The organism is Streptomyces sp. NRRL F-5755 (assembly GCF_001279365.1).
GTDB lineage: Bacteria > Actinomycetota > Actinomycetes > Streptomycetales > Streptomycetaceae > Streptomyces > Streptomyces rimosus.
On the sequence record NZ_LGCW01000020.1, the window covers coordinates 13,877 to 29,329 of the forward strand.

Sequence of the window (15,453 nt, forward strand, 5' to 3'; positions counted from 1 at the left end):
ACGCCACCACGGGGGCGGGGAGATCGTCGTAGCGGGGCCACTCGGCGGCCTCGCGTCGGCATAAGCGCCGGGTCGACTTGGCCCGGCGGGTACACGTCGGCACCCCGCACCTCCCATCTGATCACACGGCCGGGCGCCAGCGCGGTGCCGACCGCTTCCCCAACCTGCGGCAGCATAGAAACCGGGACTGACAACTCCTGCCCAATTCAGAGAAGTTCGTCGTCTTGATTGCGTCGACGCGGGTGGATCGCCAGGAGGGCCGGGGAGCGGAAACCGGCAGCACACAGGCTCGCGGTGCAGCCCTGCAGACTCCGCCCGGGGTCGGCCGGAAATGGCTACCGAACGTATGACTGTATTGACGGTTGGTCATCGGATGTTGAAGCCTCTGGGGTTGCGGTACATGAAGCCGCGCTTCCCAGAGAGGAATTCATGGCCATGGAGCCGACGAAGGAGCAGCAGGCTGCCCGTGAGGTGTTCGCCTCCGGCCGGGATCTGGCGTTGGTCGCCGGGGCGGGGACGGGCAAGACGTCCACGCTGATCCTGATGGGCGCCGCGACCCGCAAACGTGGGCTGTACGTGGCGTTCAACCGGGCGATCGCCGACGACGCCCGCGCACGCTTCGGGCCGAACGTCGAGTGCCGTACCGCGCACTCCCTGGCCTTCAGGGCTGTCGGCCACCACTACCGTGAGCGTCTGGACGCCTCGGCGAGGATCCCCGCCAAGCACACCGCCCGCCTGCTCGGCATCACCCGTGACCTTGACGTGGGCTCCCGCCAGATCAAGGTGACTCACGCCGCGCGTCTGGTGATGGGCATGGTCCGCAAGTTCTGCTACACCACCGACCGGCAGGTCATGGCCCGCCATATGGAGCCGGTCAACGGACTCGACGGCCCTGGCCAGGACTATCTCGCCCGCACCCTGCTGCCCTACGCGCATCGTGCGTGGGAGGACATCTGCTCGCTCACGGGCCGGCTGCGGTTCGAGCACGACCACTACATGAAGCTGTGGGCGATGACCTCCCCGCAGCTCGGGGCGGACTTCGTCCTGCTGGACGAGGCCCAGGACACCAACCCGGTGCTGGAGGAGGTCTTCCTCGCCCAGGACGCGCAGCGGGTGTGCGTCGGGGACCCTGCCCAGCAGATCTACGGCTGGCGCAACGCGCGCGATGTGATGACCGGCTTCCCGGCCGAGCAGCTGCGCCTGACCCAGTCCTTCCGCTTCGGCCCGGCCATCGCCGAGGTGGCCAACCGGTGGCTGGGGCACGCCGAGTCGGAGATACAGCTGACCGGCCACGGACCCGGCTCCCGCGTGGGTGAGGTGGCGCAGCCCGAGGCGGTGCTGTGCCGGGGCAACGTGGACGCGATGAGCGAGGTCCTGTCCTACCTGGAGCTCGGCATCCTGGTGGCGCTGACCGGCGGAGGCAGCGCGCTGCAGCGCATCGCCAGGGCCGCCCTCGAGCTCAAAGCCGGGCAGCGCACCAGCCACCCGGAGCTGTTCTTGTTCTCCTCCTGGGGCGAGGTGCAGGAGTACGCCGAGCAGGACAAGGCCGGCCAGGACCTCAAAGCGATCGTGCAACTGGTCGACACCTACGGCCCCGACCAGATCATCGCCGCGGTGGACCGCCTCTCCCTGGAGGAGAAGGCGCAGGTCACCGTCTCCACCGCGCACAAGGCCAAGGGACGGGAGTGGCCGTCGGTACGCATCGGCAAGGGCTTCATGGCCCCGTCGGTGGACGACCACGGTCTGCAGCGCGCACTGAACGCGAGCGAGGCCCGCCTGATCTACGTCGCGGTCACCCGCGCCCGCCACCTGCTGGACACCGAGGGCATCGCCTGGATCGACGAGTACGAAAAGACCATGGCCGACGCCGGCCGGGACGGCACGGTGGCAGGACGGCCGATGATCGAGCTCAGTCTGACCGGGCAGCTGAAATACGACTCCTCACCGATCTCGCAGTTCATGGCCGCCCACCTCCCATACAGCCAGAACCTGGTGCGCGACTATCAGGCGCGCATCGCCGGCCTCCCTCACCCGGTTCAGCCGATCGACGTGCAGTACCCGAACTGGTCGGCCCTCGGGCACGCCATCGACTACCGCCTGCGCCTCAGCCTCGGCGGGCGGCTCGGACTGGCCGCCTGCGCCGGTGTCATGCTCCTTGACGAGACCGGACCGCTGTGCGGCGCACCGGCGCGTGGGGCCCGCAAGGCCCTGCACACCGCGGGCCGGGAGCTGCTGGCCACCGTCGACACCTACCTCGCCGACCCCGGCAGCCTGGACGAGAACGCGCTCATCCGGCTGTGCTTCGTTGCCGGCTTCTTCGAGGACATCGCCCGCACCGGTGAGATCCGCCGCTTCAGCATGTTCACCACTGCCACCCCCGCCACGACCCTGGACGACCTCACCGCCGCCGTCTCCGGCTACGTCGTGACCGACATCGACCAGCAGATGCGGCTCGCCGAGGGTCCGTTCGCCGCCTTCCGGGCCCTGCCGCAAAGGGCCCGCGTGTGCGGTCCGGTCTTCGCCGGCAGCGGCGACATCGGCGGCGCCGACGCCGACTACATCCTCGGCGGTCTCCTGTTGGACTGCAAGGCCACCAAGGACCCCCGCCGCCTGGGCCGCGAGGAGATCTATCAGCTCGCCGGATACCTCCTGCTGGACTACGACGACCAGTTCGGCATCGACCAGGTGGGCCTGTACCTCTCCCGCCAGGGCGGCCTGATCACCTGGGACGCCGCCGACTTCCTGTGTCGGCTCGGCGCGGGCGCTTCTCTATCGCAACTGCGCGCACAGCTGCGCCGGCACCTGCACGAGGCAGCCCGCCGCTGAAGCCACGGCGGGCTGCTCCGGCACCCGGTCACGTGGGCGAAGCCTGGTACCAGTTGAAAGGCCGGCTGGAGGCCGCTGATGGCGTCGGCCGTCCGGGCGTGGCGACGGGTGCTGGCCGCCCTGGGCTCTTGTGCGAACGTGCAGGGCGCAGGCAGTCAGTTGTCGCGGCGCGGGGCGTGGTCGAAGAACCGGTTGTCGGTGTCGATGCGGATTTCTCGCACGCCGGGATAGGGGCGGGGGAGGGGATCGTTGGTGGCGGCGATGATCTGGCAGGCGTAGCCGTCGGGGGAGGGGTCGTCGGCGATGTCGATGAGCGTGTCGATCAGGCGCAGGCCGGTGGCGTGGTCCAGGCCCTGTGCTCCGAGGCCGGCCAGCGGTGAGTCGATGATCATCAGCGGCGGCACTCGGACGCCGCGGTCGACGCGGCCGAGATCGCGCAGGGCCAGCAGCAGCGCGACGTTGGTCGCCACCTTGGGGCTTCCGGCGACCGAGCTCTCGGCGAAGGTCTTGTCGGCTGTGTGCCGCTCCTTGACGCGGGTGGTGAAGTCAGCGGGGTCGATGTGGGCGGTTTCGACTTCGGGGTTGACCTGCTTCAGCCGGGCAAGGAAGAACTCCGACCAGCGGCCGGTGACTTCCTTGCGGCGTACTTCGTGGGCGGTGATCGCGGCGTCCCGGGCGGCCTGTGCCGCGTCCATCTGTTCCTTGGCCGCCCGGATGACCTGCTCCTGGGCGCTGATGTAGTCGGCCGACTCCAGGCGCTCCTTGAGTTGGGCGACGTCGCGGCTCAGGCCGTGGGCCTCCTTCTCGGCCTGTTGCGCGGCCTTGCGGGCGGGCTGGAGATGCGCCTCGTCGTAGGCGTCGCGGGCGGTGAGGGCGGCCGCGGCCGCCGTATCCGCCTCGGCGGCCTGGTCGGCGGCGGCAGCCGATGCCTCCTGAAGGCTCCGCAGTCTGAGCAGGAGCCGGTCCACCTTCGCACGGGCCGCGGCGATCTGCTGCTCGCGCCGGTCTTCCATGCCGTCGTGTGGCTGACCGCATTGGCGGCACAGGCCCGGCTCCCGGTCGGGGAGGGGCTGTCCACAGCAGGCGCAGTCCTGCGGCGTGGGCCCCAGCAGGGCGGCGAGTTCGCCTTCGGCGCGCGCGTGATCGGCGGTGGCGCCGTTCACCTTGGCGTGGGCAGCGACAGCCTGCTTCGCACTCTTCCTGCGCTGGGCTTCGGCCGCCTGGTGCAGGGCGACGAGCCGCCCGCGCTCCCCGACGGCGACCTTCAGTGCCGCGTCGGCCTTCTGCCACCGCTGCGCTGCCGCGCGGTGCTCGCGCTGTTTCTGCTCGTACGCGGCGCGGACGCTGGCCGGATCGGCCAGAGCGCCGCTATCCCGCAGCTTCTTGAACGCCGCCAGAGCAGACCTTGCCGCCCGGTACCGGGACGCGGCTTCCGAAGCGTTCTTCTCCAGCCCGGCGAGATCCTCGTTCCACAGGCCCAGGAGCACCTCCAGGGCGAGGACCCTCGCCTCGTCCTTCCCTCCGCCGAGGAACTCGGAGGCGATCGTGTTCTGCCGCAACGCCATGACGGTGCCGTAGAAGTCGTCCAGAGCGACACGCGTGGCCCCGCGGGCCGCTTGGGGCAGGCCGAGCAGGTCCTGGACGAAGGCGCCGGCCGTCATTTCTCCGGCCTTCGCGCTCGTGACCGGCAGCAGATGCTCGATCTCGCCGGTGTCGTCGAGGTTCTTCAAGGACACCCGTGCCCGCGGGTTCGATCCGCTGCGGGTGGCCTGCCAGCGGGTTCCGGCAACCCGGAAGACCAGCCGGACCTGCTGGCAGCCGCGGACCTCCGGCATGACGGTTGCCGTGAGAAGCCCCAGCGGGTAGAGCAGCGCTTCCAGCGCGGTGGACTTTCCGGCCTTGGAGTGGCCCACGAGGAAGGTCACCAGGCCTCTGAAGTAGCGGGCGTACCAGACGTCGCCCCGCTGGAATTCGAGCCGCTCGATCACAAACGACGGGCCCACTGGGCCTCCTTGGCATCCGATGTGTTGGTCCACACCGGAAACGACCCTCAGCCGTATGGGTGACGGCCCCGGAGCGCACCTGGCCGGTTGTCTGCCACGGTGCGATCGGCCACTGGGACGACGGGGCGACTCAGCGGTGGTGCGGATCGCCCAGGAGCGGGGCGGGTCGGCCGGGACCGGCTGGATGGATCTCCAGGTCGCCGTCGGCGTTGATGACGGGGCGGCGGCCGGGATAGGTGCGCCGGGCCGCATCGAGGTCCCGTTCGTCGAAATGGCCGGCGAAGACCACCACTCCGTGGATGAGTTCCACCTTCTCGGCCCCTGTCGGCCACCGCCCCATCAGCGCCTCCACGGTCATCGGCGCGGTCGCCGGCGGTAGATCCGGTCCGGGCATAGGTCATACCTCCGATGCGGGGCGTTTGATAGTCACCGGCCTGAGCAGATCCCATGCGCGCCGGACGGCCCCGATGCCGCTGCTCCGTGCACGCACCCGGGGTGGCGGTACGCGAGGCCGCCGGCCCGGTGGGCGGGGCGTGTCACAGCAGCCCTGACAGCGGCAGGATGCGCTCGGCGAGCTGTCCGCGCAGCCGTCCCCCAGCGGTGTCTGCTTCGGTGAGCCAGTCGGCGGCGACCAGCAGTTCGCCGTGCTCGGCGACCTCTTTGGGGGGCAGGGTGCAGAACGCCGCGGCCTGGTTCAGGTCCAGCCCGCCGTCCTCTGCATGTCCGAGGCGTCCGTCGGGGCGGGTGTGGGCGGCGGTGTACAGGGCCAGGAGCCGGGCGGTAGCGCCCAGTTTCTTTTTGCGGATCTTCCGGTCGCCCACGACTTTCTGGGCCCAGCCGGAGATCCTCGCGCGGGTGGTCTTGCCGAAGCCGAACGGCCGGGGCTGTTCCGGCAGCAACGTGGGAACGGCGGTGGGGTCCTCGGACCGGGAGGCCATCACCTCGTCAACGGTGCCGGGTAGGCGCAGCCAGCCGGTCGCGACCAGTTGCTGCAGCACCCGTTCGGCATCGTCTTGGAGCCAGCCGGTGAGGTCCTGGCCCGTGATGTTCCCGGTGCCGGCGCGCGCGGCCCGCAGGGTGAGCATGAGCACCGCCAGGCGCACCTCGGCTTCCGGGTACGGGGCGTGGGCGGCGACGTAGTCCAGCACGGTGCGGGCGTGCAAGGCCTGTTGCCGGGTCAGCAGCCGCTCCACCACCGGCTCGTTCCCGCTCGCCGTGTCGCCGGCCACCTGGCCGCCGCGGTTGGCCTGCATCTCGCGGGTGGTCTGCGCCGCCTTGTCGGCGCGCTTGGCTTCGTGGCGCAGGGAGCCGTCGCCGCTCACGTCGGCCCACAGGGCGAACGCGCGGGCCTTGCGCTCGTGGAGATGGGCCAGCAGGGCGAGGTCGGGTTCGGGGCGCTGCTGGTAGGCGCGGAACGCGTCCCCGAGTTCGATGAGTTCCAGGCGCAGGACGTCAGGCTCGAGGTCGTGCGGCACGGTCCGCTGCGCGATCTTCCCCCACTGCTTCGCCCGCCGGGACGCTGGGGCCGGTGAGCCGGTGCGGGCGCGGGGGAGCACAGCCGGCCCGGCAGCCGAAGTCGCGTCAGCGGCGAGGGGGGGCGTGGTCGGAGAACACCGCCGCCGCGCCCTCGCCCACCGTGCCGCCTGCGGGCCCCGGCTTCCTGTCCGGCTTGCCCAATGCCTGACCTGCCCCGGCCGGGGCGGCGCGGGACAGGGGCGGGGCGGTGTCCAGGACACGGCAGTCGGAGATGGCGGCCGCGCATCGCGCGCACATCTCCGCGATCCGCCACAGCCTTCCGGCACGGTCCGCGTACACCGTCAGGACCACCGGGCCGCCGCACTGCACCGCACCCGCCGACGGGTTCGCCCCGCCCCGCCGTACGGCAGTGGGATCGGGGGTGTGCCACGCGCAGTCGGCGGCGCGGCAGGCGCACCATGCCGCGCCGCGCGGCCCGCCGCCCGCGCGGATGCGGGCCAGGTGTGTGTTGACGTGGCCGATCGCGGCCTTGCGCCCCGCAGTGGCGCCGCCGTGGACGCGCTGCTCGGCGCAGGCCGGGTGGGAGCAGGAGAGTTTCACGCGCCGGCGGACGGGCGGCCGTGAGGGTCCAGGCGCACTGTCCATACCCGTCCCGCGACGCGCTCCTCCTGCCGTGTGCCGGCCTCCACCGCCATGCGTACTCCCTTGATCCGTTGTCCCGGGGCGGTCTCCATCATCGGGGACGCGGGCCGATCAGCCCGAGAGGAACGGGCATTTCACCTGGCCCCAGTCGGCCTCGCGCCGCTCGCCGACAGTCCCAGCGGCTGGTGTGAGCCTTTGCCGCATGAGGCCTTCGCCCTGTTCCGGGCGCACGGCCTGGCCGCCCGCGAGTGAGCGCGCGCGAATGACGTCCGTGCGGAGAAGAGACCCGGACCCCTGATCACTTCGTACCCCGCGTCCTGCTCTCGCCGAACACGCGGCGGTACGCCTCGTCATGCGGGACGCCGGCCTCCTCGCCGCGGGCCTGGCGGGTGCGGTAGGCGGCCAGGGCTCGCAGTTCCTGCAGTTCCAGGGCGCCGGTCTCCAGCATGGGCGCCACCTTACGGAACCGGCTCGGTCGGAGTGGCGCTCATGTCGCCGCATCGCCCTGCGCTTGGGTGCGCTGTACGGGTACGCTGACCGGGAAGACCTTGGACTCGTCCCTGGTGGCCCCGGCAGGGGGCAGGCCACACGCCCAGGGTTCAGACTTCGTGAAGGCCGTCCGGCATCTGTCGGGCGGCCTTCACGCATTTCAACCCCCTCCAGCGATATTCGATCGGGTTAAATAAATGGGTCAAATAATTAGGTAAGTTCTGCTAGTGTTCAGGCATGGCAACTACCGAGGAAGAGCTGTTCGCGTCGGTCGACGCCTTGCTGGAGGAGGAGCCGCAGCTGCCGCCCCCGGCGGAGCGTGCCCGGCTTCGTGAGGCCGCCGGTATCACCCAGGCCCGCCTGGCAGTCGCGCTGAAGACGTCGACGCAGAGCATCAAGAACTGGGAGAACGGCAGGAGCGAGCCGAAGGAGCCGCGCCTGTCGGCATACCAGCGGCTGCTGCAGGGCTGGGCGGCGAAGTACCCTGCCCGCGGCGCCCCCGCCCCCGCCCCGCTCGCCGCGCCGCAGCCGGAGGCGTCGGAAACGTTCACCGGCTCTGCCGCCCCGGAGGTGGCCACCGAGCCGGAGGCCGCCGCACCGGTTCAGGCCCCGGCTGTCCAGGCCGCTCCTGGGCGTCCTGCCCGTCCGGCCGCGACGTCGCGCCGCCCGGCGGCGAAGAAGGCGGCGAGGCCCGCAACCGACCCCCGCTTTCCGCATGGCCCGCTGGCCGTGCTGGACGGCGACGGTTCCGCGTACGGCGTCGACGGCATCGTGCTGGACTGCCCGGCCACCTCAGTGGTGGAGCTGGTGGAATGGACGCTGCACGAGTCCGGCCTTGGTGCACCGAAGCTCAACCGCCACGGCAAGGACTCCGACCCGCTGATCGTGCTCACCGCCGCGGCCGCCGTGAAACTGGGGCTGCCGGAGCGCCTGGAGGGCCACGAGCAGCGCCGCTCCCTGCGCCTGCCGGAGGACCACCCGGTCGTCAAGCAGGTCGGACGCGCGAAGTGGCAGCTCACGCAGCGCGGGTTCGGACCCTGGGCGCGGATCTACCGCAAGGCGCAGGGCCGCGAGCGGCAGTGCGTGCAGCTGGCGATCCTGTCGTGGGATGCCGTCGATGAGCGGTCCTGGCCCGGCGTCGCCGAGATGGAACCAGCCGACATCGCCCGCGTCCTCGGCGTCTACGCCCAGCGCGTCATCACCCCCCGCGGCTCCACGGCCGTCTCCGGGCTGGAGCTGATGACGGCGCTGCGCCCGCCGACGAAGCCCGAGCGGGACGAAGCGACCGGCAACTGGATCTCGGCCTACAACCCGGGCTCGCTGGGGACGGAGCCGATGGACCCGGCGCCGCCGGAGGCCACCCCGGAACACCCCGTGGTCGTGAACAGTGGCTGGACGGGCGGGTTCCTGAATGAGGAGGCGTACCAGTGGGTGCGGTCGGTGGACTCGCTCAGCGATGAGGAGTGCACGCTGCCGTACGCGGTCGGCCTGGACCTGAACACGGCGTTCCTCGCGGCCGCGGCCCGCTTGGTCGTCGGCCTGTCGGCGCCCGACCACTTCCATGCCCCGAAGTTCAACCCGAAGATCCCCGGCTCCTGGCTGGTCGACCTCTCCCACGTAGAGCTGGACCCGCGCCTGCCGTCGCCGTTCACGCCGGACGGCAGCCGTCCGACGGGCCCGGCCTGGTACCAGACGCACACTGTCGCCTATGCCCAGGAGCTCGGCTACGACGTCCACCCGATCGAGGCGTACCTGCGCCGCGAGACCGGTGCCTACCTGGACCCGTGGCACGACCGGCTCAAGAACGCGTACGTCGATACCCTTGCCGACCTCGGCGTCACCAAGGATCTGTCGGACGCGGAGTTCCTGGCGGCAATGGAGCAGCACAAGCAGGTCGATCCCGCCCTGGCCGCCGTCCTCGCGGCCATCAAGGCGACGGTGAAGGGCGGTGTCGGCAAGCTCCGCGAGCGCCCGCAGGGCAAGTCCTACAAGGAGGGCGAGCGGTGGCCGGCCCTTCAGCGACCGACCTGGCGCCCCGACATCCGGGCTGCGGTCATCAGCAAGGCGCGGGTCAACATGCACCGCAAGCTGGGCAACATGGCGAAGATGACCGGGCTGTTCCCGCTCGCCGTGCTGTCCGACTGCGTCGTCTACCCCTCGCCGGGTGAGAGCCCGTTGTACTTCCTCCCGTACGCCGCCTCCGGCAAGCCGCAGCCGGGCGGGTTCCGCCTCGGGCCCACGCCGGGCCTGGCGAAGCTGGAGGGCGTCCAGTCGATGCTGTGGGCGGTCGACCTGATGGAGCAGGGCCTCAACCCGGCCCGCCACATCAAGGGCGGCGACGCCGTCTTCGACGAAGGCGAGTAAGGCCGCGACCACCCGACATGGCACCGCCCAGCTTGAGGCCGGCGTGGACGCTGAACCGCACCGAAGGAGCCGTAACCGATGAACACCCCCGACACCCTGACCCCGCAGTGGCCCGTTCCCACTGCCCCGCCCGCTCATGACCCGGTGCTGTTCGCGCGGGCGATGCGGGACATGCGCCTGACCTGGCGCGCCCGCGGTGTCCTGGCCGAACTCGCCACCGGCTACACCCCCGGGCAGGAGCCCACGGTCAGTGAACTGGTCTCCCTCACCCGCGCCGAGCGCCTGGCCGCTGAAGGCCGCGACGCCTTCCGTAAAGCGGTCGGCGAGCTGCGCAGCCTCGGCTACCTCTCACCCGACGCCACCACGGCCTCCGGCGTGGGCGAGCGCCTGGTCGTGGACCTCGCCCCGGCTGCAGCCGCCCGCCTGATCCCCCAGCGTTACGGCCACAGCCCGTTCACGGACGGGAGCTGACCGGTGGGGGAGATCGAGGACGCTATCGAGCGGGCCGACCAAGAGGCCTTCACCCGCGAGCCGCCCAAGGGCCTCAAAGCCCGTATCAACTTCCTGGTGGGGCAGATGAAGACCACCAAGGCCGTCGCCGCCGAACTCGGTGTCAGCCAGCGATCGGTGGAGCGCTACCGCACCGGCGAGCGCAAACACCCGCCCAAGCCCATCGCCGATCGGATCGAGGCGGCCGTCCGTGCCCGCTGGCAGCCGAAGGTCCGAGGGCGCCGCCGCAAGCAGGCCGCCACCAGCACCGGCATCACCGTGGAGACCCGGGCCCGGTTCGGCTACACCGCCCCCGTCGGCACCACCGACGACCGCAGGATGCGCCGCCTGACCATCCACCTCCCTGCGCCTTACGCCCGTCGTCTGTTCGACGCCCAGCAGCAGGGCGCCACCGACCAGCAGATGCGTGACATCGTCGCCGAAGGACTGCAGGAGGTGTACTTCAAGGACGGCGGACGCCGCGCCACAGGCCTCGAAGTAGCCCTCGCCGACATCGACTACTTCGACGTCTCCTACTGACACCGGACCCGGGAGCACGCGTAAGCGGTCATGCCGCCGTCGAAGACCCTGGGGCCATCGCTGTGCCGCCCGCGTCTGTCGAATGGCCGGTGGCCCAGTCGGCTGAATAGGGCCTCGAAGTCCGGTCTTACCGGTGGCATGGACCTTCGTAGTAGGCCGAGTCGGGACGGCAGCCTCGCACCCAGCGTTTCAGGATCGGCATTTCGTTGTCGTGATCGCGGAGGTGGGAGTCCTGCTTGAGGTGGAGGGTGACCACGTCGCGGCCGAGGCGCTCGGTGTACCGGGTCTCGCCGGCGGCCTCGCTGACGCCGTAGTGGTTGACGTCGAAGGCGGACATCCGGGCGGCGCGGCCGAAGACGACGGCGGGTTCCAGGTCGGCGAAGAAGATCCACGTCTGGGGGAGTCCGCTGTTGCCGGCGAAGCCGACGGCGTAGCCGTGCTTCACGATGTGCTCCTCGGTGCAGCGGGCGCGGGGCAGCTTGTCGGTGGTGTGGACGTGATCGTAGTGCGGCTGGGGCGTGCCGTTGAACAGCCCGCGGCAGTCGGCACAGTCGGTGGCGGAGTCGGTACGGGGCAAGTCGAAGGGGTCCCTTGCGGCGTATGTGAGAAACCGGACCGTCCCTTCTTCGGCATCCTGTCGGCTGGGGGTGAGGGAAGCACGCTCATCGGCGTGGGTAGGGTCCGGGCCGTGGAAGAAGATCAGGAGATCCGTGCCCGCGCCGTGGAACTTGCCGCCCGCACGCTGTCGGCGCTGTATCCGAACGACGACCTGGCCAACCATCCGGCCGCTCTCACCGACGACGTGCTCTCGCTCGCGCCGTACGTGGCCGACTACCTCAAGACCGGCGAGTACAACCGCCAGTCCCTCCTCCGTTACTGCCCCGGACGGGACCTGCACCGGATTCCGGTCTGACGCCCCGCCCGTCCTACGGTATCGCCGAGGTGAGGCCAACCGGGCTACGGAACGATCTCGACGAGGGAACCTGGGCAAGCTGGCGTACGAAAAGGAATCCCCAGCGCCAGGAGTGCCATCGTGACCGAGTCATACACCAGCAGCCCGACCGATGACCTGCGGCAGGCGAAGGCCGTGAAGGCCCTGGACCGCGCGGTGATCACCACCACAGGGGTGCCGGACGGGCGCCGCGGACTGGCAGTGGAGGTGGTGACCGTCCTGATGAAGGCGGGGCTGCCGATCTCGGATCTCCACGCCGACGCCTTCGAGGACCGGTGCGGGGTAGCCCTGTCGGTCGTTCCCGGGCCCGGCGGGCTTCAACTGCTGTGGCAGCAGCACCCGCACATGGAGAACCAGGGCGACGAGGTATGGAGCGCCCAGCAGTCCGCCATGCACCAGGCGCTGCGCTCGATCCTGGCGGCACATGGCTACTGGCTCAAGGACCAGCCCGCCGGGGAAGCGCCGATCGTCATGGGACGGGCCCGGCCCTGATCCTCCAGCCCCGCCGGGCTGCCTTCGCCGAAGTGGAAAGCGGCCCGGTACGTGGTCACCGGGCGGGCTCCGATTGCTCCGCCGCACGCGGGGCGGCCAGGTCGCCGGCCTGAAGGGCAGCGAAGATGCGTGCTCGGCCGGCTCCCGGTCCCGGACTGACGAACAGGAGGCCCCGGGCGGGGGCGCACCTGCCAGTCTTCCATCGGGCGGCGCCATCGGGTGGGCGCCTTAGCCGTGGGGTCAGGTAGCCCAGTCGAGCCCCAGCTCGGCGAGCACCGCCTTCCTCTCCGCGGTGAGTTTGGTGCGCCGTGTCTTGGTGTTGGTCAGCCACACGCCGAGCTTGACCTCGGTGCCGTCCGGGAGGGTCTCTACGTGCCCCCTGGGAACGGTCAGGGTGCCGGTGCGGTCCTTGTACTGGCGCAGGGCCTCAACACCCCGCTCGAAGGCGCCGCCCGCGCTGCCAGAGGCCTTCGCTGGGGTTTTCTCGGCCGGGGGCAGCGCCGTGATGCCGAGCTGGCCCAGGCGCTGGCGCTGCCCGGGCATCAACCCGGCCCACACCGTGCGCTCGCGTTGCCTGGCCAGCCATTTGCCGACGTCCATGCCGTGCACCGTCACCCCGGGCAGCAGTTCGGTGAGCGCGGTGTCCTCTTCGGCGAGGAGTTCGCGGACGGCGGCGTAGTGCCGCTGCCAGGTGACGGGCCAGGCCGGGTTCCAGTCCGGGTCGATCGCGACCAGGGCTTCGGCGCGCTCGGGGTGGCCGGCCAGCGCGCCCGGCCGCCTCAAGTTCGACAGCCACTGTCCGATCGGCCGGTCCAAAGCGGTCGCAGTGCGGGGAGCGCAGAGTGTCCAGTGCTGCTCGTAGTAGACCCGCGCCGCTGCGAGGTTCTCCTGGAATGCCGCGTCGGTGGCGTCCCACACCATCCCAAGGGCCTCGAGCCGCTCGGCGCGCTTGCCGGTCATCTGCCCGGCCGCGTACGCGCGGCGCTGTTCGGCGATCCACTGCCCGAGCGGGTAGGCGCCCTCCCGGTGGTCGTACGGCACCCGCAGATGCTGTTCCCGCTCCTGGTACCGGCGCGCGGCGGAGTAGCCGCGCGCCCAGTCCTGCCGCTCGGTGTCGATCACGTTGAAGGACACCCACTCCGCGACCATCACTGGATCCCGCGGGGCGGCAAAACGCAGCAGGATTCGGGATTCTTCCTCGCCTTCCTCCGGCTCCGGGCCGATCCACACCGACGGCTCCACAACGTTCCTCCTCGGCTCTTGCGGAATGGCGAGCAGTTCCACGGCCTCTTCATCGTGCGCCCTCAGCCCCTCCAATACCTTCACCAAAGGCCGATACGCCCCGGAGGTGAACATGTCCTCCGGATGCTCTCCCGGCTGAAGGAATACCGGCACGATCAACGAAGCCAATTTCCCCTCCCCGGGCTTTTGCCTCAGAGCCCGGCCGATGGCCTGCACGATGTCGTGCGGGGCGCCCTTGGGGTCCAGCAGGGCCACGGAGTCAACGGCCCGGATGTCGATGCCTTCGCCCAGGACACGGCAGTTGGAGAGCACCGCCCGACGCGCTGTCGTAGCGAAGCCGCCGAGCACGTCCCGCCGGCGCTCGGGGACGTGCTCCCCGCACAGCCACTCGGCCCAGACCCGCTTCGGATACTTCTCGGGCTGGTCCGCGTGCAGCTTCGCCGCCACCGGCTGAAGCCCCTCCGCGAACGCCTGGGCCTCTATCGTCCGGTGATGGAAGGTGATGGTCGTCTGCAGCCCATGGTCGGCCATGGTCCGCAACAGCGCCGCCTGCAGGGCGCCGAGCCGCTGCCCGCGCACCTCCTCGCCGCGCCGCTCCTCACCCATCAGCCGCTCCGGGGTGACGACCGGGTCCTGCAACTCGACGACGATGATCTGGTACCGAGCCAGCAGGCCACGAGCCACCGCCGACGCCAGGGTCAGCTTGTATAGGACCGGACCGAAGACGGCTTCGTCGTCCATGGAGGCCGCCAGCTCCTTCGGCAACGGATCCCGAACCCCCTCGGCCACCTCCCGGTTGGGCCGCTCCTGCCAGATCCGGGGCGTCGCCGTCATGTACAGCCGCCGCGCCGCCGGGATCACCGCCTGGTCATGGATGTCCGCCCACGCCTTCCCCAGCGACCCCGACGTACGGTGCGCCTCGTCCACCACGGCCAGGTCCACCGGCGCCAACTGCTGCCCGTAGACGCCCTCGAACGCCTCGGCGAGCACCGACAGCGACGCGTAGGTGGCGTAGATCGTCACCGGCCCGGTCCCGTGCCACATCGCCAGCCGAACCGGATTGGTGGTGCACCGGACCTTCAGGCTCCACAGCTCCGGATCCTCTTGGAGCGAGCAGGCCGCAACCGCCGGCCCCCTGTGCCCGACCCGGTACCACTCCTTCACCGTCTGCGTCAGCAGCTCCAGCGTCGGCACCAGCACCAGAACCCGCCCCCTCGGCAGCATCTCCCGAGCAGCGAAAGCGGCGATGACCGTCTTTCCCGTCCCACAAGCGGCAACAACCTGCCCCCGCAGCCCGTTTACAGGAAACCCACCAAGCGGAACATCAAGACCGCGCACAATGGCGTCAACCGCTTCAATCTGATGGGAGCGCAAGTCACGCCTGGTCATAACCATCCGGTACTCTCCTCTTCGCGGAACGCAGCGCGCTTCAGACAGGAAATCCAGGAGACCCTGGGTCTCCAGGATGGTGGTGCGGTGTAGATTCCAAACTCTACACAGTGCATTGCTGTGATGCATCGCGCTTGCACCAGGTTCGTTCATGAGAGTTACGCGTCGACAGTTTGAGCTTTTCGACGGACTGTTCGAGTGTATACTGATGGAGCATCTTTGGACTGTGCGAAGAGGCAGGGGTGTTGGGGGAGGGGTTCGGGCGGAGCGCAGCGGAGCCCGTCTCCACCATGGGGCCGGCACTCGTCGGGGCCAGACGGCTGTCAGACATCTTGCGGGGGTAGTAGCTGGGACTCCCAGGGTTTACACGGCGCCACGGGTGATGCACCTTCCCCTTGTTGCTAGCCCCGGAGGCCCCGCTTGCGGGGACTCCCACAATTCGCGCTTGCGCGGATTGTACTCGCTTTTGAATTCCGCTTGCGGAATTCAATTCCCCCGCTTGCGGGGGAATTTGGCGGAGCGTCAGCGGAGCCGTTCTCTATGCAGCGG

Annotated in this window: 13 protein-coding genes; 6 read left to right on the forward strand and 7 right to left on the reverse strand. The window is 70.3% G+C overall.

Annotated features, from left to right (window positions below):
* Positions 1–435 precede the first annotated feature (435 nt).
* Positions 436–2,826 carry a UvrD-helicase domain-containing protein gene (locus ADK86_RS04090; RefSeq protein ID WP_234345693.1) on the forward strand — a complete coding sequence of 797 codons (2,391 nt, stop codon included), beginning with the start codon at positions 436–438 and terminating at the stop codon, positions 2,824–2,826.
* Between the two features lie 155 nt (positions 2,827–2,981).
* On the opposite strand, the gene ADK86_RS04095 is transcribed toward ADK86_RS04090, so the two are convergent.
* The 5 genes from ADK86_RS04095 to ADK86_RS43670 all read right to left on the reverse strand — a co-directional run bounded on the left by ADK86_RS04095 (position 2,982) and on the right by ADK86_RS43670 (position 7,395).
* Positions 2,982–4,829: a hypothetical protein gene (locus tag ADK86_RS04095; RefSeq protein ID WP_159393772.1), complete on the reverse strand. Its 1,848-nt coding sequence runs from the start codon at positions 4,827–4,829 to the stop codon at positions 2,982–2,984.
* 130 nt (positions 4,830–4,959) lie between these two features.
* The gene (locus ADK86_RS04100; protein ID WP_053695328.1) at positions 4,960–5,223 is read right to left on the reverse strand and encodes a hypothetical protein; all 264 of its coding nucleotides are present in this window, start codon (positions 5,221–5,223) and stop codon (positions 4,960–4,962) included.
* A gap of 142 nt (positions 5,224–5,365) precedes the next feature.
* Positions 5,366–6,304 (reverse strand): hypothetical protein, encoded by a 939-nt coding sequence (locus tag ADK86_RS44180; protein ID WP_234345694.1) that lies wholly within the window; start codon positions 6,302–6,304, stop codon positions 5,366–5,368.
* A 106-nt stretch (positions 6,305–6,410) separates the two neighbouring features.
* Complete coding sequence (locus tag ADK86_RS44185; RefSeq protein WP_234345695.1) at positions 6,411–6,905, reverse strand: hypothetical protein; 495 nt, start codon at positions 6,903–6,905, stop codon at positions 6,411–6,413.
* A gap of 340 nt (positions 6,906–7,245) precedes the next feature.
* Positions 7,246–7,395, reverse strand: a complete 150-nt coding sequence (locus tag ADK86_RS43670; protein WP_234345696.1) for a hypothetical protein — start codon at positions 7,393–7,395, stop codon at positions 7,246–7,248.
* Between the two features lie 278 nt (positions 7,396–7,673).
* Here ADK86_RS43670 and tap point away from each other — a divergent pair, with 278 nt between their 5' ends.
* The 3 genes from tap to tpg all read left to right on the forward strand — a co-directional run bounded on the left by tap (position 7,674) and on the right by tpg (position 10,829).
* Positions 7,674–9,800 carry a telomere-associated protein Tap gene (gene tap / locus ADK86_RS04110; RefSeq protein WP_053695329.1) on the forward strand — a complete coding sequence of 709 codons (2,127 nt, stop codon included), beginning with the start codon at positions 7,674–7,676 and terminating at the stop codon, positions 9,798–9,800.
* 78 nt (positions 9,801–9,878) lie between these two features.
* Positions 9,879–10,271 carry a hypothetical protein gene (locus ADK86_RS04115; RefSeq protein WP_053695330.1) on the forward strand — a complete coding sequence of 131 codons (393 nt, stop codon included), beginning with the start codon at positions 9,879–9,881 and terminating at the stop codon, positions 10,269–10,271.
* A gap of 3 nt (positions 10,272–10,274) precedes the next feature.
* Complete coding sequence (gene tpg / locus ADK86_RS04120; RefSeq protein WP_053695331.1) at positions 10,275–10,829, forward strand: telomere-protecting terminal protein Tpg; 555 nt, start codon at positions 10,275–10,277, stop codon at positions 10,827–10,829.
* Positions 10,830–10,956: 127 nt separating this feature from the next.
* Here the strand turns inward: tpg and ADK86_RS04125 are convergent, their stop codons facing one another.
* Entirely contained in the window at positions 10,957–11,406 is a 450-nt protein-coding gene (locus ADK86_RS04125; RefSeq protein WP_053695332.1) for a hypothetical protein, read from the reverse strand.
* Between the two features lie 111 nt (positions 11,407–11,517).
* Between ADK86_RS04125 and ADK86_RS04130 the strand changes: the two genes are divergently transcribed.
* Positions 11,518–11,742 (forward strand): hypothetical protein, encoded by a 225-nt coding sequence (locus tag ADK86_RS04130; protein ID WP_053695333.1) that lies wholly within the window; start codon positions 11,518–11,520, stop codon positions 11,740–11,742.
* Between the two features lie 120 nt (positions 11,743–11,862).
* Entirely contained in the window at positions 11,863–12,273 is a 411-nt protein-coding gene (locus ADK86_RS04135) for a hypothetical protein (protein WP_053695334.1), read from the forward strand.
* A gap of 240 nt (positions 12,274–12,513) precedes the next feature.
* On the opposite strand, the gene ADK86_RS04140 is transcribed toward ADK86_RS04135, so the two are convergent.
* A complete protein-coding gene (locus tag ADK86_RS04140) occupies positions 12,514–14,904 on the reverse strand; it encodes a DEAD/DEAH box helicase (RefSeq protein ID WP_053695335.1) in 2,391 nt (796 codons plus the stop codon).
* Positions 14,905–15,453: the final 549 nt, after the last annotated feature.